This window comes from Dyella humicola, assembly GCF_026283945.1.
Taxonomy (GTDB): Bacteria; Pseudomonadota; Gammaproteobacteria; order Xanthomonadales; family Rhodanobacteraceae; genus Dyella; species Dyella humicola.
On record NZ_JAPDPC010000003.1, the window covers coordinates 239,615 to 263,791 of the forward strand.

The following is a 24,177-nucleotide window of genomic DNA, read 5'->3' on the forward strand; positions in this document are numbered from 1 at the left end:
TCGGCAAAGACCAGAGAAACCCGATCAACGCCGGGTCTTCTTCTTCGACGACGAGGCCAAGCGTTCGACCTGGCTTGCCATGCTCGCGGCTACCACTTGCATGACGGCCGTGGGATCAAGCGTCGGATCGTCGAACAGCATTTCCAGGGCGGCATAGGCCATGCTGTCGGCCACCCGGCTAAACAGTTTCACCTGGTCCGGATCGGCGCCAGGGAACGCTTCGGTCAGTTGTGCCGCTACTTGTGCGACCACCTCGCGTGCCGAGGCAAGGCGCACTTCCTGCAGCACGGGTATGGCGCGTAGCGCGCGCATGATCCAGATACCGCCCGTGGTCTCGCCCGTGACCTGGAAGGTTGCCAGCAGCAGCGTCGTCAGCGCCTCGTTCAGTTGCTCGGCCGTGCCGCGAAAGGCGTCGGGCGTAAGCGACTCCGCTATCAGCGCATTCTGCCGCTCCATCAAGCGTCGGCCCAGTTCGTGGAGCAGGGCGTACTTGTTCGGAAAGTAGCGATACAGCGCTGGTGGCGACAGCTTGGCCCGCTCGCACACCAGGTTGGTGGTGAGCTTCTCGAAGCCCACCTCCGCGAGGACCTGGGCCGCCACGTGCAGCAGGTGTTCGTAGGTTTCCGACGAACGCGCCTGCGCCGGCATCAGCTTCGGCGCTAGTTTGACTTTGGGGCGCTTGACGGCCCCGGAGCGGGACGAAGGCACGGGGTGTGGGTCTTTGAAAGGGGATTGCGCAAATTATAGCAAAAACTATATCGTAGCTAAAACTACCATTTAGACATCGGATCGATCATGGCAAGCCGGCCGCCAGCAGACGCGCCTTCAGAGAACGAACGCCTGGTGCTGGCGGTCGACCTGGGCACGTCCGGGTGCAAGTGCGCCCTGGTCGGGCTGAGTGGCCGCGTGCACGCCTGGGCGTTTCGGCCGGTGCCGCTGTACCTGGTCGGTGAATTTGGCGTGGAGCAGGACGCCGACGACTGGTGGCGCGCGTTTCTTGGCGCCGCCCAGGAAGTGCTCGAAGGTGATGCGGAGCGTCGCCGGCGCGTGGTGGCGGTTTGCTGTTCCGCCTTCGGCGAATGCACGGTACCGGTGGATCAGGCTGGGCGTGCGCTGGCGCGCGCGATGCTGTGGCTGGACATGCGCGGTGCCGAATCGATCCGTCGGCGCGCGCGCAGCGGCAAGCTCAATGTGCAGGGCTACGGACCGCTGAAGCTGGCGCGCTGGCTGCGGCTCACCGGTGGCGCGCCGTCGCTGTCGGGCAAGGACCCTGCCGGCCACATCGCCTGGCTGCACGACCATCACCAGCCGCTGGTCGAACGCACGCACAAGTTTCTCAACGCGCTGGATTTCATGAATCTGCGCCTCACCGGGCGCTACTGCGCGACGCACGATTCGGCGCTTACCACCTGGGCCACCGACAATCGGGATCTGTCCCGCGTGCGCTATGACGGCAAGCTGTTGCGCTTGCTGGAAATGGATCAGCAGCAGCTGCCGGAACTGGTGTCGTCGACCGAGGTCATCGGCCACCTGATGCCGGCAGTGGCCAGTGCACTCGGCCTGGCACCGACGACCAAGGTGGTGGCCGGTGCGGTGGACAATTCCGCGGCGGCCATCGGTGCGGGAACTGTGCGCGACGGCGATTTGCATCTATACCTAGGTACATCCTCATGGCTCGGCGCGCACATACCCAGGAAGCGCACGCACCTGAGCGCGTTCATTGCGTCGGTGCCGTGCGCGCAGAAGGATCGCTACCTGGCCATGGCGATGCAGTCGGCCGCCTGCAGCAACCTGACCATGCTGCGCGACCGCATCCTGTTCCATGCGGATGAACTTTCTGGCAACGACGAGCGGCCGGACGACTATGCGCTACTCGATCGCATTGCCGACCGTGTCCAACCCGGCGCGCGTGGACTGATCTATCTGCCCTGGCTGCAGGGTGAGCGTACGCCGGTGGATGATCGGCACCTGCGTGCCGGCTTGCTGAACCTGTCGCTCGAGCACACGCGGGAAGACATCATTCGTGCGTTCCTCGAAGGCGTGGCGTTGAATACCCGCTGGATGCTGGAGCCCATGCTGCGTTTCGTCGGCAGCGAGAAGGGCAGCGCAATGACCATCGTCGGCGGTGGCGCCCAGTCGCAGGTGTGGTGCCAGATCATGGCCGACGTCACCGGCATGGTGATCCGGCAACCGCACATGCCGATCCAGGCCAATGCGATGGGTGCTGCCTTCATTGCCGGCGTCGGCCTGGGCGAATTGTCGTTCTCCGACGTGCCGTCGCTGTGCGGCATCGCCCGTACGTTCGAACCGCGCGACACCGTACGCGGTCTTTACGATGATCGCTTCGGCACCTTCAAGGAGCTTCACCGAAGACTCGCGCCTGTCTATCGCAAAATCCGCCGGCAACTGGAGGCGACCGCATGAAGTTTCCGGAGATCCGCGAACAGGTGGTCAGGATGAGCGTGATGCTCGCCGACCACGGTTTCTTCGCCGCGACGGGCGGCAACCTCGCCCTGAAGGTCGACGCCGAGCATATCGCCGTCACGCCTTCGGCCGTGGACTATTACCAGATGGGTCCCGAAGACGTGTGCATCCTGCGCTTGCGGGATCTGGCCAAGGTGGACGGCGAGCGCAAGCCGTCGGTGGAAACCGGCATGCATGCCAAGGTCTTGCAGGCACGCCCGGACTGCGCCGCCAGCATCCACACGCATCAACCGATTGCAAGCGCCTGCACGCTGATTGGCAAGCCGCTGCGCGTGACAGGAGCCGGACCGCGGGAGCTGCTTGGCGACAACGTGCCGATCGTGGGATACGCGCCGTCCGGCACGTCCTGGTTGTCGAAGAAGCTGGCCAAGGCACTGCGGCCGGATGCGAACGCCTACCTGCTGCGTACGCACGGCGCAATCTGTTGTGGCACCAGTGCCGAACGCGCCTTGCAGGCGATCGTCGCGCTCGAGGCGGTGGCCCTGGATTACCTGCGTGGCCGTATTGCCGCGCGTGCCGCCCTGCTGCCGCAAGAGGCCGCCTTGCAGCGCCTGCTGACAACGCTCAACACCGAACTCGTCCGGGATATGGTCCTATGAATTTCCACGATACCTCCAGCGTGCCGACTCAAAGCGGCATCTCCCAGTGGCCCGACACGGATGCGCTGTACCCGCGCTTTGAAGCGTTGGTGAAACAGCCGCTGCGGCCGATCCGGCGCGCCGCCATGACGGATGTGTTGAACTACTTTGAGCAGCGCTGCCAAGGGTCCGCGCGCCTGGCGGAGCAGGCCAAGGCGGTGATTCCCGGTGGCGTGCAGCACAACCTCGCGTTCAATTATCCGTTCCCGCTGGCCATCAAGGAGGCGCGCGGGGCGCATATGACGGATGTGGACGGCAATCGCTACATCGACTTCCTGCAAGCCGGTGGGCCGACCTTGCTAGGGTCCAACCATCCCGTGGTGCTGGAACGGGTCAAGGGCCTGCTCGACGAATGCGGCCCCACCACCGGCCTCTTGCACGAGTACGAGGTCAAGCTGGCCGAGCTGGTTTGCCAGGTCATGCCTGGCGTGGACATGCTGCGCATGATGGGCTCCGGCACCGAGGCGGTGATGGGCGCCATCCGCCTTGCGCGCGCCTACTCGGGCAAGAAGCGCGTGATCAAGATCGGCGGTGGCTATCACGGCTGGAGCGACCAGATGGTCTACGGCATGCGCTTGCCCAAGACCGGGCGCATGGAGGCGATCGGCATCCCGCGCGGCGCCACCGCGGCCACGCAGGAGAGCCTGCCGAATGACCTTGAGGCGATCCGCCGCAAGCTGAAGTGGAACCGCCTGCGCGGCGGTACCGCGGCGGTGATCGTCGAGCCGTTCGGGCCGGAAAGCGGCACGCGGCCGGTCACGCGGCACTTCAATGCGGCATTGCGCAAGCTGTGCGACGAGTTCGACACCTTGCTCATCTTCGACGAAGTCGTCACCGGATTTCGCGCGGGTATGGGCGGCGCGCAGGGGTACTTCGGCGTCACGCCGGACCTCACCGTGCTTGGCAAGTGCCTCACCGGCGGCTACCCGATGGCCGGCGCCATCGGCGGCCGACGCGACATCATGATGATGCTGGTGGGCGGTATCGGCACCACCACCAAGCGCGCGTTCGTCGGCGGCACGCTGACAGCGAATCCGCTTTCGTGTGCGGCCGGCTATTTCGCCCTGCAGGAAATGCAGCGCACCGATGCGGCCTTCAAGGCCGGCCAGGCGGGCGATCGCATGCGCAAAGGCCTCGAGCAAATCATCGAGCGCCTGGGGCTGCCCTATGTCGCCTACAACATGGGTTCCATCGTGCACCTGCAGACCTCGGGCGTGATGCTGCTGGACACCAGCAGCCTGCTGAAACTCGCGCGCGTGAAGAACGAGGCCAAGGAGCGCAAGCACATGATGGAGGAGATGGGCGCCGCCTACACCGCGCATGGCGTGATCACCCTCGCCGGCAGTCGCATCTACACCAGCCTGGCCGACCCCGACGAGGTTATCGACGATGCGCTCAACCGCTTTGAAGATGTGCTGAAGCTGGTATGACGACCATGCCGATCGCCGCTGAGCTGCAGGACGCGATACGTCGATTGGACGGCAAGCATCTGCTTGGCGATGGCGCCAGCGTTTCCGTGCGCCTGCCCGGCAGCGGGGCCATGCTGCTTGGCGTGCCAAGAGGCGAGCCGCTGCGCATGTCGCTCGCGGACGATACGGATGCTGCGCATCGACGGCACGCCGAGGTCTATCGCGCGCGTCCCGATGTCGGGGCCATCGCGCTGGGGGCTGGCACCTATGGGCATCTGCTCCCCGACGTCGCCGGGGTGCTGCCACAAGTGTTCGATGAACAAGCCAGGCATCTCGGGCGCACCGCACGCACGGCTGGCGGCCAGCCGGTCGACATCAAGCGGAGCCTGGTCGACGGTGGCAACGCCTGGGTGGATGGATCGAACCTGCTGGTATTCGGCACGACCCTGCATCGTCTGGTGTTGAATGCCGAACTGCTGGAGAAATGCGCGAAGGCCTATGTGCTGGCCGCCGGCACCGCCGAGCCCTTGCACACCTTGCCGTGGTGGGTATGCCGCATTGCCAATGGGCGCTTGAAGAAGGACCAGAAGCGCGCGGCGGAGCGATTTGCACAAGGCTTGTTGCCGGAAGAAGTGAAGGGCTACTGACACTCTGCCGCAACTGGGTGCCGGTGTTCGCCGGCTCGACGATCAACAGCGCTGAACCGGAGTGCCCGTGACGACATCCGCTTCGATCGATTTTCGACTCTCGGAAATAACTGCCGCGCTGGTGGTGGGCTGCGTCGCGCTGATGGTGCTTGGACTGCAGCCGGCGCTGCTCGGCGATTTGATCGAGCAGCAGCGGATTTCCCTGGAGGGCGTGGGCCTGGTGGCGATGGGCGAAATCTTCGCCCTAGGCGTGGGCGTCGTGCTGGCCGAGAAGTGGCTGCCCTTGCACAGGATTCGCCTGGTAGCCGTGTTGAGCAGCCTTTACCTGGTGGCCGTCAACCTACTGACCTTGCGCGTGCACGGGGATCTCGCGTGCACGGCGATGCGCGTGGCCGCCGGGCTGGGCGAGGCCAGCCTGTTCTGGATCACCACCGTCGTCCTCGTCCGCTCCCGCCAACCCGATCGTCTCTCGGGCATCTTCCTGACCATGCAGACGATGGCACAGGCGCTGGTTGCCCTAATGCTGGCGAGGCTGACGATGCCGTTCCTTGGCGGACAGAAGGGCTTTGTGGCGCTCGCCGTCATATCGGCGCTGCCGCTGCTGCTGGCAACGCGCCTGCCGGCCAAGGTGCCACCGCACGAGGAGGCAACCAAGCCGGCGGTCGCCACCCTTCGAGGCTTTTTCAGCCTGCTGGTGCCCTTCGCGCATCTGTCGGCCGTGGGCACCATCTGGGCCTATTTCGAGCCGCTGGAAAAAGCGGCCGGCGTGGCCGCCAGCCAGGCGAACCTGCTGGTGGCGCTGGTGTTGGTGATGCAGATTGCCGGCGGCGGCATGGCAGCGGTGGCGGTGCGCCATTGGCGCGCGCCACGCGTGGTCGCCGCAAGCGCGGTCGCCTTTGCGGCGATTGGCGTGCTGATGCATCTGCTTGCCGGACACAGTGTGCTGGCCTTCACCGCCCTGTGCGTGGCGTTCGGCTTTCTGTGGCTGTTCCAGATGCCGTTCCACTACCGCCTGGCCTTCGATGTCGATCCCCAGGGGCGCATCGCGATGCTGGTGCCGGCCGCGCAGCTGCTCGGCTCGGGCTTCGGGCCGCTGGCGGCTTCGTTCTTCGTGCGTGGCGAAAACGTGCAAGTTATTCCGCTGATTGCGTCCGGGTTTGCTTCCTGCGCGCTGATTGCCGTGATCCTGGTGGCATCCCGTGTGTTTCAGGGGACAGGGCGGGGCAGGACTTCGCCTTGCGAACAGAGCTCGCCCTGAGCGAGCGCCCCGGGCTGCACCCGCGATGGCGCCTGACGCAGGCGACATAGCCGCGCCGATGTCCGCGGTGCGCTTGAAGTCGATGTCACGCTCTCGGCGCGCGCGCGATGGGCGCAAGTCCGCTTCGATGGTCTGGCATGGCGGGTCGGCTACAAGCGCGACCCCGCCATGATCGGTTCGGGCAGCCACCTGACGCTACCGTGGGCAAGCGCGTGGCGAAGTGTGGTCCGCACCCGATCAGCGATGCGGTCCACTCGACTCACGCTTACGGCGAACCTGGCGCCGCATCAGCCGCCAATATCGCGCAGACGCTTGCCGTGCATCAGGTTGCGTTCGATCTGTTCCAGCGTCGCCCCCTTGGTTTCCGGCACCAGCCAGAACGTCACCACGATGAAGAGCAGGTTGAGCCCGGCGTAGATCAGGAAGGTGGACGAGTTGCCGATGCCGTTGAGCAGGCTCAGGAAGGTCGCGCCTACGACCATGTTCGCGATCCAGTTGGTGAAAGTGGAGCAGCCGATGCCGAAGTCGCGGCCCTTGAGCGGCTGGATCTCCGAGCACAAGGTCCACACCAGCGGTCCCGCGGACATGGCAAAGCCCACGATGAACACCAGCAGCATGGTGACGGTGAAGATCTGCGCGGCATGGCCGGCGATGCCGCCGTGCATCATCACGCCGACGACGCCAAGTCCCGTGGCCATGACCGCGAAGCCGGTGTAGAGAATGGGCTTGCGGCCCCAGCGATCGATCAGCGCAATGGCGATGAAGGTGGCCAGCATGTTGGTGATGCCGACCAGGGCGGTAAACCACATTTGCGCGCTGGTGTCGTAGCCCATCTCCTGGAAGATGCGCGGGGCGTAGTACATCACCACGTTCATGCCGGTGAACTGCTGCATCAGCTGCAGCAGCACGCCCAGGCCCACGGAGCGGCGAAAGTTCGCGTTCTCGAGAAACAGATGCCAGCCACGCTGCGGCGTCTTGAGCTGCTCTTCGATGTCGGCCGCTTCGCGCGCGACGACGGCGGGATCGTTGCGCAGGCGATGCAGGATGCGCATGGCCTCGTCGCGCCGGCCGCGCATGAACAGCCAGCGCGGGCTGTCCGGCAGCACCAGCACGCCAAGCAGGAACAGCACGCCGGGCACCGCAATGATGCCGAGCATCCAGCGCCATGCGCCGGAATAGCTGAGCACGGTATCGGACAGAAACGCCACCAGGATGCCGACGGTGATCATCAGCTGGTAGGTGGAGATCATCGCGCCGCGGATGCGCTCCGGCGCCACTTCCGCCAGATACAGCGGGGCGGCGAAGGTGGCCACGCCAATGGCCAGGCCCAGCACGACGCGCGCCGCGATCAGCGAGGCGGGCGACCAGGCATAGCCGGAGAGCAGTGAGCCGAGCACGAACAGCGTGGCGCCCAGCACGAGCGAGCGCTTGCGCCCCAGGGCTGCCGACAGCCACCCCGCCGCGAGGGCGCCGACTGCGGCGCCGAGCATCATGGCGCTGACGATCCATTCGATGGTGTGATCGCTGACCTTGAACTCGGCCTGGATGAACTGGGTGGCCCCGGAGATGACGCCGATGTCGAGGCCGAACATCAGGCCTGCGAGAGCGGCAAGCAGACAGGTGAAGACTACGGTGGCCCTGGTTTGGAACGTAGGTGACGCGATGACTTCGGCGTTCATGAACGATGCTCCCCCGCTTGCAATGAAGATTGTTCTTTCGAGTGGTGCGTCCGCGTCCGTCAACTGGATGCGGTGGCGATGACGTGCTCGGGTGGTCCCGCAAAGCGCGGCTCGGGCAGGCCGGCGACGTCGACCTGCGCCGCAAACAACGAGCCGGCCAGCGGCTGGGCCGCGAGCGACCTGGCGTCGAGGCCAAGGCGCGCACTGGTGATATAGAGCGTGGAGCGATCGACGCCACCGAGGGCCATGCGGGTGGGTTGCGATGCCGGCACGTCGATGCAGCGATCGAGGCGGCCCTCCGGCGTGTAGCGAGCGACACGTCCAAGCCCCCACTGCGCATTCCACAGTCCACCTTCGCTATCGACGATGGAGCCATCCGGTTCGCCATGCGGATCGTCGATCCGGGCAAAGTCTCGTGGCGCACCGCAGTCGTCGCCGTAGTCGCAGACCCGGATCACCGGCGTGGTGGAATCGCAGAAATACATGCGCTCGCCGCCGGGACTGAAGGCGATGCTGTTGCTGATCGCCACCCCGGGCAGGGACAGGCGCTCGAGCGAGAGATTGCGGTTGAGGCGATAAAACGACCCGACCGGCAGCCTGGGGCCACCATCGGCCGGCTCATGGAACGTACCGAACACGAAGCGACCGCTGCGATCGCAGGCACCATCGTTGATCCGCGTCGGCTGTTGCGCTTCCACCTCGGTGATGGGCGTCAGGGTCTGGCTGGCCGGATGGAAGAACGCCAGCCGGGATGCCAGGCCCAGCAGCAGCCAGCCGTCCTCCTCGCATAGCGCAAAGCAGCCCAGCTGTTCCGGCAGCAGCCAGTGGTCGAGCGCGCCTTCGTCGATGCGATAGCGCCATAGCGTCGACGCGTGGATGTCGGTCCAGTACAGCGCCTGCTCACGCTCGCACCAGACGATGCCTTCGCCCAACTCGTTCTGCAGCAGGACAGCGACGCCAGCGACGCCGTTCATGCCCAACCGCCGTCCACGATGAACTGTTGGCCGGTACACATGCGGCTATCGTCGGCGGCCAGGAACAGCGCGGCGCGCGCGATGTCATCCGCCATCAGGTGGCCCGGCAGGCATTGCAGCCGGGCGATGTCCGCCTCGCCTGCGGCATCGAGCCATAGTTCGCGCTGCTTCGGGGTGATCACCCAGCCGGGCACCAGGGCGTTGATGCGGATGCGCTCTTTGCCAAGCTCGCGGGCGAGTCCGTTGACGAGGCCGAGCACGGCGGCCTTGGCCGCGGCATAGATCGGGTAGCCGGCGTTCTTCTTCATCCACCCGGTGGAGCCCAGGCAGATCACCGAGCCGGCGCCAAGTTCGCGCATGTCGTCGCGCACCGCCTTCGTGGCGAAGTAGTGGTGCCGCAGGTTGACGGCGATACTGCGATCGAAATCCTGTGGCGTGGTCGCGTCGAACGCATGGCGTACATCATTGGCGGCGTTGTTGATCAGCACGCCGATGGGGCCGTGCACGGCGCGGGCGGCGTCGATGGCGGCCTTGAGGGCGTCAAGATCGGTGACGTCGCCGGTGAGGAATCGTGGTCGATGGCGCACATGGCCGAGCGCATCGACGAGGACCTTGCCGTTTGCCTCGTCGATATCGACAAAGCTCACCCGGCTGCCCTGGTCGGCGAAATGTTCCACGAGTGCAGCGCCGATTCCGCTGGCGCCGCCCGAGATGAAGACGTGCCGGTCGACGAGGCTGGGGTAAGTCGCAAAGTGGCTCATGCTCACCACTCCGCCACGCTGCCGTCGGCATGACGCCAGACGGGGTTGCGCCAGCGATGTCCCACGGCGGCGCGCTCGGCGACGTAGGCCTCATTCACCGTGATGCCAAGTCCCGGCCCGCCCGGAATCGCCACGCAACCGTCCTGGTAGGCGAACACGCTGCGGTCCTCGACGTAGTCAAGCAAATCGTTCGCCGCGTTGTAATGGATGCCCAGGCTCTGCTCCTGGATGAAAGCGTTGTGGCACAAGGCATCGAGCTGCAGATTGGCCGCCAGCGCGATCGGGCCGAGCGGGCAGTGAAACGCGACGGCCACGTCATAGGCTTCGGCCATCGCGGCGATCTTGCGCGTTTCGGTGATGCCGCCGGCGTGTGACGGATCGGGCTGCAGGATGTCGACGCCGCCCATGGCCAGCACGCGCTTGAAGTCGGCGCGGTGGTACAGGCGCTCGCCCAGCGCGATCGGCGCCGGCGAGAGCGCTGCCAGTTCAGGCAATGCCTCCAGATGTTCGGACAGCACCGGCTCTTCGATGAACATGAGCTTGAATGGTGCCAGTTCGCGCATCAGCACCTTGGCCATCGGTTTGTGCACGCGACCGTGGAAGTCCAGCCCGATGCCTACCTGCGGTCCCACCGCATCGCGAACCGCCTGCACGTTGGCCAGCACCTGTTCGACCTTGGCGTAGGTGTCGACATACTGCAGTTCTTCCGTGGCATTCATCTTCACCGCGGTGAAGCCACCGGCGACGGCCTGCTGCGCGGCGCGCGCCGTGTCGGCCGGGCGGTCCCCGCCGATCCAGGAATACACGCGGATGCGCTCGCGCACCGGACCACCAAGCAGGGCGTGCACGGGCTGGCCCAGGTCCTTGCCCTTGATGTCCCACAACGCCTGGTCGATGCCGGCGATGGCGCTCATCAGCACCGGGCCGCCGCGGTAGAAGCCGGAGCGATACATCACGCTCCACAGGTCCTCGATATGGCGGGGGTCCTTGCCGATCAGGTAATCCGACAATTCGTCCACCGCGGCAGCGACGGTGTGGGCGCGTCCTTCGACGATGGGTTCGCCCCATCCGCATAGGCCTTGGTCGGTATCGATGCGCAGGAACAGCCAGCGCGGCGGGACGACGAAGGTGGTGAGGCCTGTGATCTTCATGCGGCATCGCCCTTGGCAGCGAGGTGGGACTGCCAGGCATCGGCGAAGGCGCGCGCGCGCAAGGCGACGTCGCTGGCTTGGCGGCCTGGCGCGTAGAGTGAGGACCCGATGCCGAAGCCGGCGGCGCCCGCGGCCAGCCATGGCGCCATGGCTTCGGGGGTCACGCCTCCGACGGGCAATACCGCTGTTCCAGGCGGCAGTACGGCTAACCATGCCTTGAGCGCGGCGGGGCCGATCTGTTCGGCGGGAAACAATTTGAGTGCATCGGCACCCGCGGCCAGCGCGGCGAACGCTTCGGTAGGTGTCGCCACGCCGGGCACGCAGTACAGGCCGGCCCGCTTGCTTGCGCGGATCACCTCGCCATCGGCGTGCGGCATCACGATCAGGCGCCCACCCACGGCGGCGACGTCATCCACCCGGACAGGATCGATCACCGTGCCCGCGCCGATCAGCGCGCGATCACCGAAGGCGTCGACCAGGCGGCGAATGCTTTCCACCGGCTCCGGCGAGTTGAGCGGCACTTCAAGCACGCGAAAGCAGGCTTCGATCAGCACGGCGCCGATGTCCACGGCTTCCGCGGGACGAAGTCCGCGCAGGATGGCGACCAGGGGAAAGGATGTCAGCCAGGCGTTCATCAGGTCATCGCGTGATTTGGAAGCAGTGAGGCCACGCTGGCAAGGCGCCACAGGCCTGCCGCCGCCGTGTCCCCGGCGGCCTTGAGCAGATGCAGGTCGAACGATTCCGCAGCGCGCTGGTAACGCGTGACGAGCGCTTCGTCGCCCACGATGTGCAAGGTGGCCTGCGGTTTCGTCCAGCCGGCAGCCAGCGCAGCGCGGAACTCTTCGCCAATCAACAGGCCGGAGAGATAGTCGGCGACGGAGGTGGGGGCGAGTTCGCCATCGAGCATCAGCGTGCGGGCAAGAAAAATGCGCGACAACACGCCCGCCGCACCACTCTCCCGCGCCGTCAGCACGCCTTGCCGAAATGCCTGCTCATCGATCGTGGGCGCCGGCAGCGACGCACCAAGTACCGAGTGCTGATACAACAAGTGAAACAATTCGCCGGTCATCGCGGTGGCCAGGCGCGCGACCTTGCCATGGCGCACGCGCACCCATTTGCTGTGCGTGCCGGGAAGCAGGATGTCCGACTCGCGCGCAGCGCCCGGCTCGCGCACGAGTAGCCCGGCGACCTGGGTTTCCTCGCCGCGCATCACGTCGGGGCGCGAAGGGTCGCGCAGGCCTGGGACGATGTAAAACAGGCGTCCTTGCGCGGTAGACAGTCGCAGCAGTGACGCTGCCAGCGCGTCGGTGCTGGCCGGCGCGTCCAGGTACGGTGCTTCGCGCCAGCCGTTGCGACTACCGACCATGCCGCAGGCGATCACCGGCGTTGGCGGCCAGCCATCCACCGCCTCGGCGAAGGCACCTTCGAAACCGGTGTCGGGCAAGTGAGCGACGCCCCAGGGCAGGGCGCGCGCCTCCAGCACCTCGCCGCGCACACCGAGCCGATACGCTCGCAAATGCGTGCTGCCCCAGTCGAGCGCGATGAGCGCGGTGGTCACGGCTAGGCCTTTTTGCGCTTGCGCTTGCGGTCGCGCTGCAGGCTCGCGTGCGAGTCGGCAATCATGGTCAGCATGGCCTTGCGCGCGGCTTCGGGCTGTTTGCGGCGGATGGCGTCCAGGACTTTCTGGTGGTGCGGCAGCGAATACTTGAAGTCGCTCACGTTGCGGGCCGACAGCGTGAAGAACGTGCCGAGCGAAGACTCCACCACGGAGAACAGCGATTGCAGCAATTCGTTGCAGGTCGCGCGCAGCACGGCATCGTGGAACTGCAGGTCGGCCTCGGTCCATGCCTCGAGTGTCTGCGCCGCCGCCATGGCCCGAAACGACTGCTCGATCTGGGCCAGCTGGGCGCTGGTGCGCCGACGCGCAGCCGCGGCGGCCGCCGCCGGTTCGATGATTTCGCGCATCTCGACCAGCTTGTCGACGAAATCGTCGGTGGGCATGGAAGCGCAACGCCAGGCGAGCACGTCGGCGTCAAGCTGGTTCCAGTGCTGCTCTTCGAGCACGCGGGCACCCACCCCCGTGCGCGATTCGATCAGGCCCTTGGCGGACAGCACCTTGAGCGCTTCACGCAAGGCCGTGCGGCTCACATCGAGGCTTTCAGCCAGCGTCTCTTCGCGCGGCAGCACGTCACCCGGCTTTACCTTGCCACTGACGATGCGCTGGCCGAGCTCGTGCATCACGTGTCCGTAAAGGCTGCGGACGGCGTTCGACTTCCTCATGAGATACCCCGGCTCCCCTGTTCCGACCATGCTCGATGTGCTGCGCAGCGCACCGCTCGAAGCAATTGTCATACAAATTGACTATAAGCATCTGCAGGCGATCTGCCAAGCAATGTTGCGCGATGCCTTCCATGACGCGATCGGCCCGCTGCAAGTGCGACGCGATCCCCGATGACGCGCTGCGGTAAGCGACATCCATTTCATGGATCCCTCGCGCCGCCACCACACTGCTCACAGCATGCCCTGCGGCGCCGGATCGCTCCGCGCGAGCGCCGTGTCATGCCCGTGCCGCATCGCACAAGCCGGCTCGATCCTGTCGAAAGTTGCTTGCATGATAATCATACAATGTGATTGCATGCCCCCGTCAGTCATGCGTCAGGGGGCTCATGATGGATGCGCTGCGCAGGGTCGCAGCGTGCGATGCCAGCCTGGTTGCGTCGTCATGCGGGCGCTCGACTGGCGGGCAGCTAGGTCTCCACGACGGAGGCCTGCTGCAGAACGTGAGTGCGGACAACGCCAGCCCGGGGAGGGGCACGCTGGCGATGTTCGGGGAGGCGTCCCTCGTATCAGAACAGGGACCTGTCAACCCCGCTTTTTGAGGGGGGCGAACAAGCCGTGGGTAGTGGAAGGTGCGCCGTTGGATGGGGGCGAGGGGGACGTATGCGCCAAACATCGCTTCATCCGCAACAAGCCGCCGTCGTTCCAATCATGCGAACTGGCAAGTCAAAGGGGAGATTCTTGCTCATGCGTCAACGACTACTACCGGGATATCTGCGCAGCGTGCTGTATGGCGGCGTGGCGATCGCGCTTTGCGCACCGTTCACCGCCAGGGCGGACGACACGGGGCAGCAGGCCAAGGGCGACGCCGCCACCAGCGCCGCGCCGTCCTCCACGGCGCCTGATGCGAGCAAGGCCAAGCAGCTTGGCAAGATTGTCGTGACGGCGCAGACGCGCAGCCAGGAAATGCAGGAGGTGCCGATTCCGCTGCAGATCATCACCGCGCAGCAGATCCAGACGCTGGCTGCCACCGACCTGAGCAAGATTGCGATCTTCGTGCCCGGCCTCGGCGTGGACGGCAGCCAGCCGACCCAGCCTTCGTATTCCTTGCGCGGCATCAGCACCAGCAACTTCGGCGTGGGCACCGAATCGGCCGTCGGCGTGTACGTCGATGGCGTCTATGCCGCCCGCTCCGGCGGCGCCTTGCTGGCCTTCAACGATATCCAGCGCATCGAAGTGCTGAAGGGGCCGCAGGGCACCTTGTTCGGCCGCAACGCCGCCGGCGGCGCGATCTCGATCGTCACCAACGAGCCGTCCGACAAGTGGGAAGGCAATGCCGTGGTACGCGTGGGCAACGAAGGCCAGCGCTACGGCAGTGCGCTGCTCAACATCCCGCTCAACAACGACATGGCGCTGCGCGTCAGCGTGGTGGACAACCAGAGCGACGGCTGGATCAAGAACCAGGCCAACGGCCAGCGTTACGGCGGCAATGACGATTGGGGTAGCCGCATCGTCTATCGATGGAACATCACGCCGGATACGCGCGTGCTGCTGTCGTGGGACCACGAGCGGCTCGACCAGCTGCCGCGTCCGCAGATCGGCATCGTGCCGCTGTCGAATAACGTCTACCAGCGACCGCCGTTTCCAGCCGATCCGTCGACGTTTCTCAACCCGCTGCATGCGCCGCTTTACAACGACGCGATCAACGCCGCCGAGACGCGCACGTTCAACGGCGCCAACCTGGTCGTCGACCACTCGTTCTCGTGGGGCAGCCTGACCTCGACCACCGCGTGGCGCGGGTTCGACACCTACAACGACATGGATAACGACGGTACCAACCACGTCGTCAGCTATCTCGACACGGCGAACATCGAACACAACAACAGCTGGTACCAGGAATTCAAGCTGGCCGGAAACAACGACCTGATGGACTGGGTCAGCGGCGTGAGCTTCTATTCCGAGCAGGCGCGCCAGGGCAGCCAGGTCAATACCAACACCGACAGCCTGGATACGCTCGCACAAAACGTGCAGGGGGTCGGCCTGCCGCTGACCGAGATCACCCAGGGTCTGCAGGCCATGGGCCTGCCGTTCTCCTTCCTCGGTGACTCCTGGCGGGAGCAGATCAACAACGACGGCAGGTTCAAGGCCTACGCCGCGTTCGGCGACGTGATCTGGCACCTCAATGACAAGTGGGACCTCACTACCGGTCTTCGTTACACGCAGGACCAGAAGTCCTTCACCTGGTACAACGTGCCGCGCCAGGCGCCCGCCTACGACCAGACCCTGGCCGCATTGCAGGCCAGCGGCATCTACGACCTGCTGCCGCCGAGCGCGCAGCAGGCGCTGGGGGTGTTCAGCAGCAATATCGTGTTCCCGAATGCCGTTGGCCAATGGGTGCAGAGCAACCGTACCTGGCATGACCTGAGCCCGCGCGTGGTGCTCAGCTACAAGTTCACGCCTGACGTCATGGGCTACGCCTCGGTCACCAAGGGCTACAAGGCAGGCGGCTACAACAGCCTCGAGATCGGCTCGGTCTACCAGCCGGAAAAGGTCTGGAACTACGAAATCGGCCTGAAGACGGTGCTGCCCGACTACAACCTGCTGTTGAACGCGTCTGCGTACTACTACCGCTACTCGAACCTGCAGTCGAACGTGCTCAATCCGAACTACAACGGGTCGGGCGTGCCGTTCTACATGGTCAACACGAGTGACCAGCACGCGCACGGCCTGGAGTTCGACGCGCAGTGGGTGCCGATCGATGCCTTGCGCTTCAACCTCACCGGCGCGTACATCAATGCCACCTACCTGAAGGGTCTGTCGAGCTCGGGCGTGGACCTGTCCGGCCAGCCCACGGGCGAGCCGTACTTCTCCGCCACCACGGGCTTCGATTACACCGTGCATGGCGTCGCCCATGGCGACCTGGAACTCAGCATGCAGTACGCCTACCGCGGACCCACGCGCTGCAACGCGGACTCGGGTATTCAAGGCAACTGCTATTCGACCCCGGCCTTCACCATCGGGCAGTCGACTCAGCGCACCGATGCGCGCCTGGACTGGCATACGCCGGACCAGCGCTGGGGTGTGGGCCTGTACGGCAACAACATCTTCAACAAGCGCTATGTGCTCGGCGTGGGCAACGAAACGACCAGCGTATTTGGCACGCCCTACGCCACGGTCACGCCACCGCGCACTTACGGCATCGAGTTCCGTGCGCGCTTCTGAGCGGATGTGCCTGGCCAGAGCGGAAGCCGCTGCGGCGGCTTCCACCTTTACAACATCTACCAGCCCTCGATAGGGAACGGCTCCCATGACTTCTGATCTGCGCTCACCGAGCGTTCCCCCGCGACTGCCCAAGGTGGCCGCTATCGCGTCAGCCTTGCTTGCCCTGTTCGTACTGACGACGGCCTGCGTGGCCAAGGTCGGCTCGCCACCCATGCCCAGCATGGAGAAGAAGGGCGACCAGGCGCGTCTCATCGTGGATGGCGCGCCGTATCTGATCCTCGGCGGTCAGGTGCACAACTCCGATACGTCCAATCCCGAGGACCTCAACAAGGCCATGGACGTGCTGGCGAGCTGGCAAGCCAATACCGTCGAGGTGCCGATTTATTGGGAAGCGCTCGAGCCGACGCGGGGAAACTATGACTTCAGTTCCGTCGACCTGGCAGTCAATGCGGCGCGCAAGCACGGCCTGCGCCTGGTCGTGCTGTGGTTCGGCACCTGGAAAAACGGCGAGAGCCAGTATGTGCCGGACTGGATGAAGGAAGACCAGGCCACCTATCCCCATGCCAAGGGACCGCGCGGTGAGGTGACGACGACCATCTCGCCGTTCAGCCAGGCCGCCATGGACGCGGATGCGCGCGCGTTCGCGGCGCTGATGCGGCATATCAAGAGCATCGACGAGTCCCAGCGCACCGTGCTGATGATGCAGGTGGAGAACGAGGCGGGCATCGTCAACACCGACCGCGACTATTCGGAAGCGGGCAACCAGCAATTCGCGGCAGCGGTGCCCACGGCGCTGCTGGGATACCTGGACCGTCATCGCCAGCAGCTCTCCGCGCCGCTGGCACAGGCCTTGAGCCACGCGCCGAAGTCCGGCAACTGGACCCACGTATTCGGCGAGAAGGCACCGGAGGCCATCAGCGCCTGGGCCATCTCCAACTACGTCAACACGGTGGCCGCGGCCGGCAAGCGCGAATATGCGCTGCCCATGTACGTCAACGTCTGGCTGATCGAGGGCGTGGAGCGTCCGGGTCGCTGGCCGAGCGGCGGCGCCACGGTGAACATGCTCGATGTGTGGAAGGCGGGTGCGCCGGCCATCGACATGCTGTCGCCGGATATCTATTACCCGAAGTTCTATGACGTCGCGGCGCAGTACACCCGGCCGGACAACCCGCTGTATGTGCCGGAAACGAACTTCAACCCGTACTTCGCCGCCTTTGCCTACACCACGTTCGGCTACTTCAACGGCATGGGCTTCAACCCGTTCGGCATCGACGACGTCGTGACCAAGGGCGACATCGGCACGGCCATCGGCATGCGCTTTCAGGATACCTATAGCGTGCTGCGCCCCTTGCTGCCGCTGATTGCCAGCAAGCAGTACACCGGCAAGCTGCATCCGGTGCTGCAGGGCCTGGCCAACGGCGAGGACTGGAAGCAGTCGATCCGTCTCACCGATCGGCTCGCCGCGAACATCGAGTTCACCGCGACCTTCGATCCGGTCAAGGGCCGCGCGGCGGGCATGATCATCGAGCTGGCCCCGAACGATTTCATCGTCGTGGGTTCGGGCTTTGACGTGGCGTTCCGCGAAATGCAGGGTCCGCTGCGCGACGCCGAGCTGATCTCGATCGAGGAAGGGACGTTCCAGGGCGACCAGTGGGTTCGCGCACGACGCCTGAACGGCGACGAGCGCCATGTGTCGCTGCCCGACCATTCAACCATCCTGCGCGTGCACATCGCGAAGTGAGTTGGCCGCCCGTTTCGATGCACTCGAAACGGGCGTTGCCGCCGTGGGGCCGACACCGCCATCCAGCAAGTCCATCAACCGACTATCGGCGCGTGAACAGGTTCGCCTGCCGATGAAGAGAGGAATAGCCATGCGTCTTTCGTATACCGCCTTGTTCGCAGCTACCCTTTGCCTGGCCCAGGGCGTCGCGCAGGCGACGGCGCCGATCGCGGCGACGCCACCCATGGGCTGGAACAGCTGGAACTACTTCGCCGACAAGGTGACCGACGCGGACGTGCGTGCGGCCGCCGACGCCATGGTGAGCAGCGGCATGCGCGATGCCGGCTATGTCTACGTGAACATCGACGACGCCTGGCAGGGGCAGCGCGATGCGAGCGGGGAGATCCATGCCAATGCGCGCTTCCCCGATATGAAGGCGCTGGCTGACTACGTGCATGCACGCGGGCTCAAGCTGGGCATCTACAGCTCGCCGGGCGAGAAAACCTGCGCCGGCTATGCCGGCTCGCTGGGGCACGAGCAGCAGGACGCCAGGACCTACGCCGCCTGGGGCGTCGATTACCTCAAGTACGACCTGTGCAGTTTTGGCGAGCTGATGAAGCAGCGCGCGCCGAACGATTCCGCGCAGCAGATGCGCATGATGCACGAGGCCTACGCCACCATGCGTACGGCGCTCAACCAGGCGGGGCGTCCGATCGTCTACTCGCTGTGCCAGTACGGCATGGATGCGGTGTGGGAATGGGCCGCCGACCCGAAGGTGGGCGCCAACCTGTGGCGCACCACGGGCGATATCGCGCCGCATGGTGAGTTCGTGTACGCGATTGCCACCATGCAGGCGGGCCTGGCCCACTACGCCGGTCCGGGCCACTGGAACGACCCGGACATGCTGGAAGTAGGTAATGGCGACCTCACCGAGGCCGAGAACCGCACGCACTTCAGCTGGTGGGCCATGCTGGCGGCGCCGCTGCTGGCGGGCAACGACCTGTCGCATATGAAGCCGGAGGTGAGGGACATCCTCACTCGCCGCGAGGTGATTGCGATCGACCAGGATCCCCTCGGCAAGCAGGGCACGCGCGCCTATACCGATGGTGAGGTCGAGGTGTGGACCAGGCCCCTGAGCCATGGCGCACTGGCCGTCGCGGTGTTCAACGTGGGTGACACGCGCGTCGCCGGCACGCATCCCTTCCACCTCGATCTCACGCGCCTTGGCCTGCACGGCAAGCAGCAGGGGACGGATCTGTGGAGCGGCAAGACGGTGAGCATCGATGACCACCAGGCGATCGGGCTGGCGTCGCACGATGTGTGGCTGGTGCGCATCGACGCACCGCAGGCTTCGCGCTGACGCGCGGCGCGATCAGCGGATGGGCCGGCCGAAAGAGGCCGGGCCCTGCACGGACGGCGCGCACGACGCGTGCCGTCAAGGCCACCATGAGGCGAGGTATAACCAAGTGACATATGCCTTACTGAAGTCGATCATGCTGGCGCGGCCTCGCTTGGGTGCGGGCATCGAGCGGATGTCCCTCGGTCTCTGCGGCACCCTGGCCCTCTGCCTGGTAGCAGCGTTCGCTTGCCCAGCAGAGCCCATGCATGCGGCGACGTCGGCCACCATCACCATCGACGGTGACCACTTCGTCCGCGCGGGCCGGCCGCACCAGATCATCTCCGGCTCGATGGACTTCCAGCGCATTCCACGCGGGTACTGGCAGGACCGGCTACGCAAGGCGCGCGCCATGGGTCTGAACACGATCACCACCTACGTCTACTGGAACGCGCTCGAAGCACAACGCGGCAGCTTCGATTTCAGCGGTGACAACGATGTGGCCACGTTCGTGCGCATGGCGCAGCGCGAGGGTCTCGACGTCATCGTTCGCCCTGGCCCCTATGTATGTGCCGAGTGGGAGGCGGGTGGTCTGCCGGCCTGGCTGTACGCCGATCCGCATCTGCGCGTGCGCACGCGGGATCCGAAATTCCTGCAGCGCGTCGAGCAATATTTCGGGCGCCTTGGCCAGGAACTCGCGCCGCTGATGGCCGCGCATGGCGGGCCGATCATCGCGGTGCAGGTGGAGAACGAGTACGGCTCCTACGGCGATGACCGCGGCTACATGGAAGATATCCACCAGGCGCTGATTCGCGCCGGCCTCGGCACCAATCTGATGTTCACCTCCGACGGCGCCGACGGCTTGCAACACGACGCCTTGCCGGGCGTGCTCGCCGTGGTCAACTTCGGTACCGGCGACGCCAGCAAGGCGTTCGCCAAGCTCAAGGACTTCCGCCCAGGCCAGCCGATGATGGCCGGCGAGTACTGGGACGGCTGGTTCGACCAATGGGGCGTGCCGCATGTGCACACCGACGCCGACGCGCAAGCCAGGGAGTTGGCATGGATGCTTGCCCAGGGCTACTCGGTGAACATCTACATGTTCGAAGGGGGCACCACGTTCGGATTCATGAACGGCGCGAACTTCCACGATGATGCGACCGATCACTACGCACCCGAGACCACCAGTTACGACTACGACGCGGTGCTCGACGAGGCAGGTCGGCCAACGCCGAAGTTCGCCCAGTTCCGCGAGGTGATTACCAAGGCGACCGGCGCCACCCCGCCGCCCCTGCCAGCGCCTACGCCGTTCATGGCACCGCCCGCATTCGCGCTGACCGAGCACGCATCGCTGTGGGACAACCTGCCTGCCCCGATTGTCGTCGATGCGCCGCAGTCGATGGAGCAGTTTGGCCAGAATTACGGCTACATCCTTTATCGCACGGAGCTGGACGGGCCGGCCGCCGGGAAACTCTACCTGGGCGAGGTGCGCGATTACGCCGCCGTCTACGTCGACCAGAAGTTGATCGGCACGGTGGATCGCCGCCTGAAGCAGGTCGACGTGCCCATCGCTCTTGATGCCGGCCGACACCGCATCGACGTGCTGGTGGAGAACACCGGCCGCATCAACTATGGGCCACGCCTCGCCGATGGCCGTGCAGGCCTGGTCGATCCCGTGCTGCTCAACGGCAGCGAGCTGCACGGCTGGCAGGTCTATCCCCTGCCGATGTCATCGGTGGCGGCGATTCGTGGCTGGACCACGCAGCCGGTGAACGGTCCCGCCTTCCATCGGGGCAGCTTTCATGAGGCGAAGCCGGCCGACACGTTCCTGGACGTCAGCGGACTGGGCAAGGGCTTGCTATGGGTCAACGGCCACCATCTTGGACGCGTCTGGGACATCGGTCCGCAGCAATCGCTCTATCTGCCGGGGACTTGGGTGAAGCAGGGCGACAACGCGGTGGTGGCTTTCGACCTGCAGACCCCGAACCAGGCTTCGTTGCGCGGACTTACTCACGCGCTGTGGTCCAACCCGGCGGCGCAAACCTCCGAATAACGGCGGATACCGCGCCGATGAGCGTCCGCTAAAGGCGCGCCAGCATCCTTGCGACACAACGAAAGCAACCGCTTGGGGAGAATGCAGCATGGTGTCTCGTCGTCAGTTTCTGCAAGGCCTGGGGGCACTCGGCGTGCTCGGCACGCCGCTGTCCGCGCTGGCCGAGGGCGTGCGGCTGGGCGCAACGCAGACGCCGCGAGTCGGTGCGCCGTCGCAGGCCGCAGGCCTGTCGCAGTACGTCGACGTCTTTGTGGGCACGGCGGGCCACGGCCATACCTTCCCGGGCGCATCGATGCCCTTTGGCATGGTGCAGCTCAGCCCGGACACCAACGACGCCAACTGGGATGCGTGCTCGGGATACCACCAGCTCGATGGTTCCATCATGGGCTTTTCCCATACGCATCTCAGCGGTACCGGTGATGGCGACCTGCTCGACGTGCTGGTGATGCCGGCGCAAGGCGCCGTCATGCTGCAGCCGGGCAGTCGCGGCCTGCCTGACACGAACCATCATTCGCGCTACGACGGCACGGTGGGTCCCACGGCCTTGCTGCCGCCGGATGCAACGCCGCATCCCGGCCCGGGCTATCGCTCGCGTTACGACCGCGCCTCGGAGCATGGGCGTCCGGGCTATTACTGCGTTCAACTGACCGATCACGCCATACGCGCCGAATTGACCGCCACGCTGCGCGCCGGCATGCATCGGTATACGTTCAAGCACAAGGGCGACGGCCACTTGCTGATCGACCTGGCGCACGGCTTCCACGATCATGCCGAGGTGCCGGCCGTCGTCAGCGACGCGCAGTTGCGCCTGATCGGCAATGACACCCTGGTCGGTGCGCGGCGCGTGCATCAATGGGCCAAGGGCCGTTACCTCTACTTCGCCATGAAGATCTCGAGGCCGCTGTCCCATGCCACGCTCTATGCGGGTGACGTCGCCTTGCCGGCGGGTAGCACCGAAGCGAACGGCGCGCACCTGAAGGCCGCGCTGCATGTCAATAACATCGCCAGTGCGCCCTTGCTGGTGAAGGTCGGTATTTCGGCTGTCGATATCGAGGGCGCGCTGCGCAACCTGGACAGCGAAATGCCTGACTGGGATTTCGAACGCATCCAGCAGGCCGCAGCGGACGCATGGGAGCGCGAGCTTGGCCGCATCCGCGTGCAGTCGCCGTCGGCGTCCATCATGCGCAATTTCTACAGCTCGCTTTATCACACCATGCTGGCGCCGACGCTGTTCAGCGATGTCGACGGCCGCTACCGCGGCATGGATGCCGTGGTGCATCAGCTTCCCACGGGGCAGCACAACTACAGCACGTATTCCTTGTGGGATACCTACCGCGCCTTGCATCCACTGTTCACGCTGTACCAGCCCGAGCGCATGCCCGACCTGGTCAATTGCCTCGTGCGCATGGCGGTGGAAAGCCCCGATGGCCCACCGATCTGGCCACTTCAGGGCGTGGAGACCGGCTGCATGATCGGCTATCACTCCGCCGTGGTGATCGCGGAAGCGCTGGCCAAGGACTTCAAGGGCATCGACTTCGCGAGCGCGTGGCCGGTGTTCCGCCGGCGCGCGATGGAGGACGACTATCGCGGCCTCTACCACTACCGCAAGCTTGGCTACCTGCCCAGCGACAAGGAAGTGGAGGGCGTCAGCAAGACCCTGGAATACGCCTACGACGACTGGGCGATGGCGCAGCTGGCCGACGCCGTCGGCGCGAAGGATGACGCGACGCAGCTCAGGCAGCGCTCGCGCAACTATCGGCAGCTGTTCGACAAGAGCCTTCAGTTCATGCGCCCGCGGGCCGAGGACGGTCGCTGGCTGGAGCCGTTCGATCCACGCGCGATGGGGCATGCATCATCGTGGCGCGACTTTTGCGAATCCAACGCATGGCAGGCCACCTTCCTCAATCAGCACGATCTGTACGCCTACATGGCTCTGTTTGGCGGACCACAGGCGTTCGAAAACAAGCTGGATGGCTTGTTCACCGCCAGCTCCGACTTGCCGGCGGACGCGCCGCCGGATATTGCCGGCATGGTGGGGCAGTACGCGCATGGCAATGAACCCAGCCATCACATGGCCTATCTCTACGCCTATACCGGCGCGCACCACAAAACCCAGCAGCGCGCGCGCATGCTGATGGAAACGATGTACGCGCCCGAGCCTGATGGTCTTGCCGGCGACGAAGACTGCGGCCAGATGAGCGCCTGGTATGTCATGAGCGCGCTCGGCCTCTACGCCGTGGACCCGGTCAGCACGCATTACGTCTTCGGCAGTCCGCTGCTCGATGAGGCCGAGGTCGAGCTCGCTGGCGGGCGCAAGCTGGTGATTCGGGCCACCGGCAATGGGCCTGGCCGGCCCTATATCCAGTCGGTGAGCTGGAATGGCAAGCCGTGGACGCGCAGCTGGATCGGCCATGCCGAGCTGGCACTAGGCGGCGTGCTCGCATTCCAGATGTCGGCCACGCCGAACCAGGCGTTTGGCTCCTCGTTGGCCGACCGGCCACCGTCCTTTGGCGCACCGGCCAGTGAGCAGTTGGCTCTCAATCGTTGATTGAGCGACCTGGCCGCCGCGGC

19 protein-coding genes are annotated in these 24,177 nt (G+C 65.4%); 11 read left to right on the forward strand and 8 right to left on the reverse strand.

Going from position 1 to position 24,177, the window contains the following annotated elements:
• Positions 1–24: 24 nt before the first annotated feature.
• A complete protein-coding gene (locus OUZ30_RS17645) occupies positions 25–648 on the reverse strand; it encodes a TetR/AcrR family transcriptional regulator (protein WP_266183749.1) in 624 nt (207 codons plus the stop codon).
• A gap of 147 nt (positions 649–795) precedes the next feature.
• On the opposite strand from OUZ30_RS17645, the gene OUZ30_RS17650 reads away from it, so the two are divergent.
• From OUZ30_RS17650 to OUZ30_RS17670, 5 genes are all read left to right on the forward strand, one after another.
• The gene (locus tag OUZ30_RS17650; RefSeq protein ID WP_266183750.1) at positions 796–2,424 is read left to right on the forward strand and encodes a xylulokinase; all 1,629 of its coding nucleotides are present in this window, start codon (positions 796–798) and stop codon (positions 2,422–2,424) included.
• Complete coding sequence (locus tag OUZ30_RS17655; protein ID WP_266183751.1) at positions 2,421–3,083, forward strand: class II aldolase/adducin family protein; 663 nt, start codon at positions 2,421–2,423, stop codon at positions 3,081–3,083. The genes OUZ30_RS17650 and OUZ30_RS17655 overlap by 4 nt, the downstream gene beginning before the upstream one ends.
• A complete protein-coding gene (locus tag OUZ30_RS17660) occupies positions 3,080–4,552 on the forward strand; it encodes an aspartate aminotransferase family protein (RefSeq protein ID WP_283256128.1) in 1,473 nt (490 codons plus the stop codon). The genes OUZ30_RS17655 and OUZ30_RS17660 overlap by 4 nt, the downstream gene beginning before the upstream one ends.
• Positions 4,549–5,178, forward strand: coding sequence for a hypothetical protein (locus tag OUZ30_RS17665; protein ID WP_266183752.1), 630 nt, complete (start codon positions 4,549–4,551; stop codon positions 5,176–5,178). Before OUZ30_RS17660 ends, OUZ30_RS17665 begins: the two co-directional genes overlap by 4 nt.
• A gap of 67 nt (positions 5,179–5,245) precedes the next feature.
• Entirely contained in the window at positions 5,246–6,436 is a 1,191-nt protein-coding gene (locus OUZ30_RS17670; RefSeq protein WP_266183753.1) for an MFS transporter, read from the forward strand.
• A gap of 287 nt (positions 6,437–6,723) precedes the next feature.
• Here the strand turns inward: OUZ30_RS17670 and OUZ30_RS17675 are convergent, their stop codons facing one another.
• From OUZ30_RS17675 to OUZ30_RS17705, 7 genes are read right to left on the reverse strand one after another with little or no spacing between them, the layout of a single operon-like run.
• A complete protein-coding gene (locus OUZ30_RS17675; protein WP_266183754.1) occupies positions 6,724–8,115 on the reverse strand; it encodes a sugar porter family MFS transporter in 1,392 nt (463 codons plus the stop codon).
• A gap of 59 nt (positions 8,116–8,174) precedes the next feature.
• Positions 8,175–9,089, reverse strand: coding sequence for an SMP-30/gluconolactonase/LRE family protein (locus tag OUZ30_RS17680; protein ID WP_266183755.1), 915 nt, complete (start codon positions 9,087–9,089; stop codon positions 8,175–8,177).
• Positions 9,086–9,850, reverse strand: coding sequence for an SDR family NAD(P)-dependent oxidoreductase (locus OUZ30_RS17685; RefSeq protein WP_266183756.1), 765 nt, complete (start codon positions 9,848–9,850; stop codon positions 9,086–9,088). Before OUZ30_RS17685 ends, OUZ30_RS17680 begins: the two co-directional genes overlap by 4 nt.
• 2 nt (positions 9,851–9,852) lie before the next feature.
• Positions 9,853–11,001: a galactonate dehydratase gene (dgoD, locus tag OUZ30_RS17690; RefSeq protein ID WP_266183757.1), complete on the reverse strand. Its 1,149-nt coding sequence runs from the start codon at positions 10,999–11,001 to the stop codon at positions 9,853–9,855.
• Entirely contained in the window at positions 10,998–11,636 is a 639-nt protein-coding gene (locus tag OUZ30_RS17695) for a 2-dehydro-3-deoxy-6-phosphogalactonate aldolase (protein ID WP_266183758.1), read from the reverse strand. The genes dgoD and OUZ30_RS17695 overlap by 4 nt, the downstream gene beginning before the upstream one ends.
• Entirely contained in the window at positions 11,636–12,559 is a 924-nt protein-coding gene (locus tag OUZ30_RS17700; RefSeq protein ID WP_266183759.1) for a 2-dehydro-3-deoxygalactonokinase, read from the reverse strand. The genes OUZ30_RS17695 and OUZ30_RS17700 overlap by 1 nt, the downstream gene beginning before the upstream one ends.
• Before the next feature lie 2 nt (positions 12,560–12,561).
• Positions 12,562–13,281 carry a FadR/GntR family transcriptional regulator gene (locus OUZ30_RS17705; RefSeq protein ID WP_266183760.1) on the reverse strand — a complete coding sequence of 240 codons (720 nt, stop codon included), beginning with the start codon at positions 13,279–13,281 and terminating at the stop codon, positions 12,562–12,564.
• A 28-nt stretch (positions 13,282–13,309) separates the two neighbouring features.
• Between OUZ30_RS17705 and OUZ30_RS17710 the strand changes: the two genes are divergently transcribed.
• From OUZ30_RS17710 to OUZ30_RS17735, 6 genes are all read left to right on the forward strand, one after another.
• On the forward strand, positions 13,310–13,456 hold the full coding sequence (locus tag OUZ30_RS17710) for a hypothetical protein (protein WP_266183761.1): 147 nt from the start codon (positions 13,310–13,312) through the stop codon (positions 13,454–13,456).
• Between the two features lie 569 nt (positions 13,457–14,025).
• The gene (locus OUZ30_RS17715; RefSeq protein WP_266183762.1) at positions 14,026–16,500 is read left to right on the forward strand and encodes a TonB-dependent receptor; all 2,475 of its coding nucleotides are present in this window, start codon (positions 14,026–14,028) and stop codon (positions 16,498–16,500) included.
• An 85-nt stretch (positions 16,501–16,585) separates the two neighbouring features.
• Positions 16,586–18,241 (forward strand): GH35 family beta-galactosidase, encoded by a 1,656-nt coding sequence (locus OUZ30_RS17720; protein ID WP_266183763.1) that lies wholly within the window; start codon positions 16,586–16,588, stop codon positions 18,239–18,241.
• Positions 18,242–18,371: 130 nt separating this feature from the next.
• Positions 18,372–19,580 (forward strand): glycoside hydrolase family 27 protein, encoded by a 1,209-nt coding sequence (locus OUZ30_RS17725; RefSeq protein WP_266183764.1) that lies wholly within the window; start codon positions 18,372–18,374, stop codon positions 19,578–19,580.
• 172 nt (positions 19,581–19,752) lie between these two features.
• Positions 19,753–21,606, forward strand: a complete 1,854-nt coding sequence (locus OUZ30_RS17730; RefSeq protein WP_425601538.1) for a glycoside hydrolase family 35 protein — start codon at positions 19,753–19,755, stop codon at positions 21,604–21,606.
• 88 nt (positions 21,607–21,694) lie between these two features.
• The gene (locus tag OUZ30_RS17735; RefSeq protein ID WP_266183766.1) at positions 21,695–24,154 is read left to right on the forward strand and encodes a GH92 family glycosyl hydrolase; all 2,460 of its coding nucleotides are present in this window, start codon (positions 21,695–21,697) and stop codon (positions 24,152–24,154) included.
• The last annotated feature ends 23 nt before the right edge of the window (positions 24,155–24,177 follow it).

Coding starts and splice junctions, on each gene's coding strand:
- OUZ30_RS17645 (WP_266183749.1), bottom strand. CDS start 648: ATGCCGGCGCAGGCGCGTTCGTCGGAAACCTACGAACACCTGCTGCAC.
- OUZ30_RS17650 (WP_266183750.1), top strand. CDS start 796: ATGGCAAGCCGGCCGCCAGCAGACGCGCCTTCAGAGAACGAACGCCTG.
- OUZ30_RS17655 (WP_266183751.1), top strand. CDS start 2,421: ATGAAGTTTCCGGAGATCCGCGAACAGGTGGTCAGGATGAGCGTGATG.
- OUZ30_RS17660 (WP_283256128.1), top strand. CDS start 3,080: ATGAATTTCCACGATACCTCCAGCGTGCCGACTCAAAGCGGCATCTCC.
- OUZ30_RS17665 (WP_266183752.1), top strand. CDS start 4,549: ATGACGACCATGCCGATCGCCGCTGAGCTGCAGGACGCGATACGTCGA.
- OUZ30_RS17675 (WP_266183754.1), bottom strand. CDS start 8,115: ATGAACGCCGAAGTCATCGCGTCACCTACGTTCCAAACCAGGGCCACC.
- OUZ30_RS17680 (WP_266183755.1), bottom strand. CDS start 9,089: ATGAACGGCGTCGCTGGCGTCGCTGTCCTGCTGCAGAACGAGTTGGGC.
- OUZ30_RS17685 (WP_266183756.1), bottom strand. CDS start 9,850: ATGAGCCACTTTGCGACTTACCCCAGCCTCGTCGACCGGCACGTCTTC.
- dgoD (WP_266183757.1), bottom strand. CDS start 11,001: ATGAAGATCACAGGCCTCACCACCTTCGTCGTCCCGCCGCGCTGGCTG.
- OUZ30_RS17695 (WP_266183758.1), bottom strand. CDS start 11,636: ATGAACGCCTGGCTGACATCCTTTCCCCTGGTCGCCATCCTGCGCGGA.
- OUZ30_RS17705 (WP_266183760.1), bottom strand. CDS start 13,281: ATGAGGAAGTCGAACGCCGTCCGCAGCCTTTACGGACACGTGATGCAC.
- OUZ30_RS17710 (WP_266183761.1), top strand. CDS start 13,310: ATGCTCGATGTGCTGCGCAGCGCACCGCTCGAAGCAATTGTCATACAA.
- OUZ30_RS17715 (WP_266183762.1), top strand. CDS start 14,026: ATGCGTCAACGACTACTACCGGGATATCTGCGCAGCGTGCTGTATGGC.
- OUZ30_RS17720 (WP_266183763.1), top strand. CDS start 16,586: ATGACTTCTGATCTGCGCTCACCGAGCGTTCCCCCGCGACTGCCCAAG.
- OUZ30_RS17725 (WP_266183764.1), top strand. CDS start 18,372: ATGCGTCTTTCGTATACCGCCTTGTTCGCAGCTACCCTTTGCCTGGCC.
- OUZ30_RS17730 (WP_425601538.1), top strand. CDS start 19,753: ATGTCCCTCGGTCTCTGCGGCACCCTGGCCCTCTGCCTGGTAGCAGCG.
- OUZ30_RS17735 (WP_266183766.1), top strand. CDS start 21,695: ATGGTGTCTCGTCGTCAGTTTCTGCAAGGCCTGGGGGCACTCGGCGTG.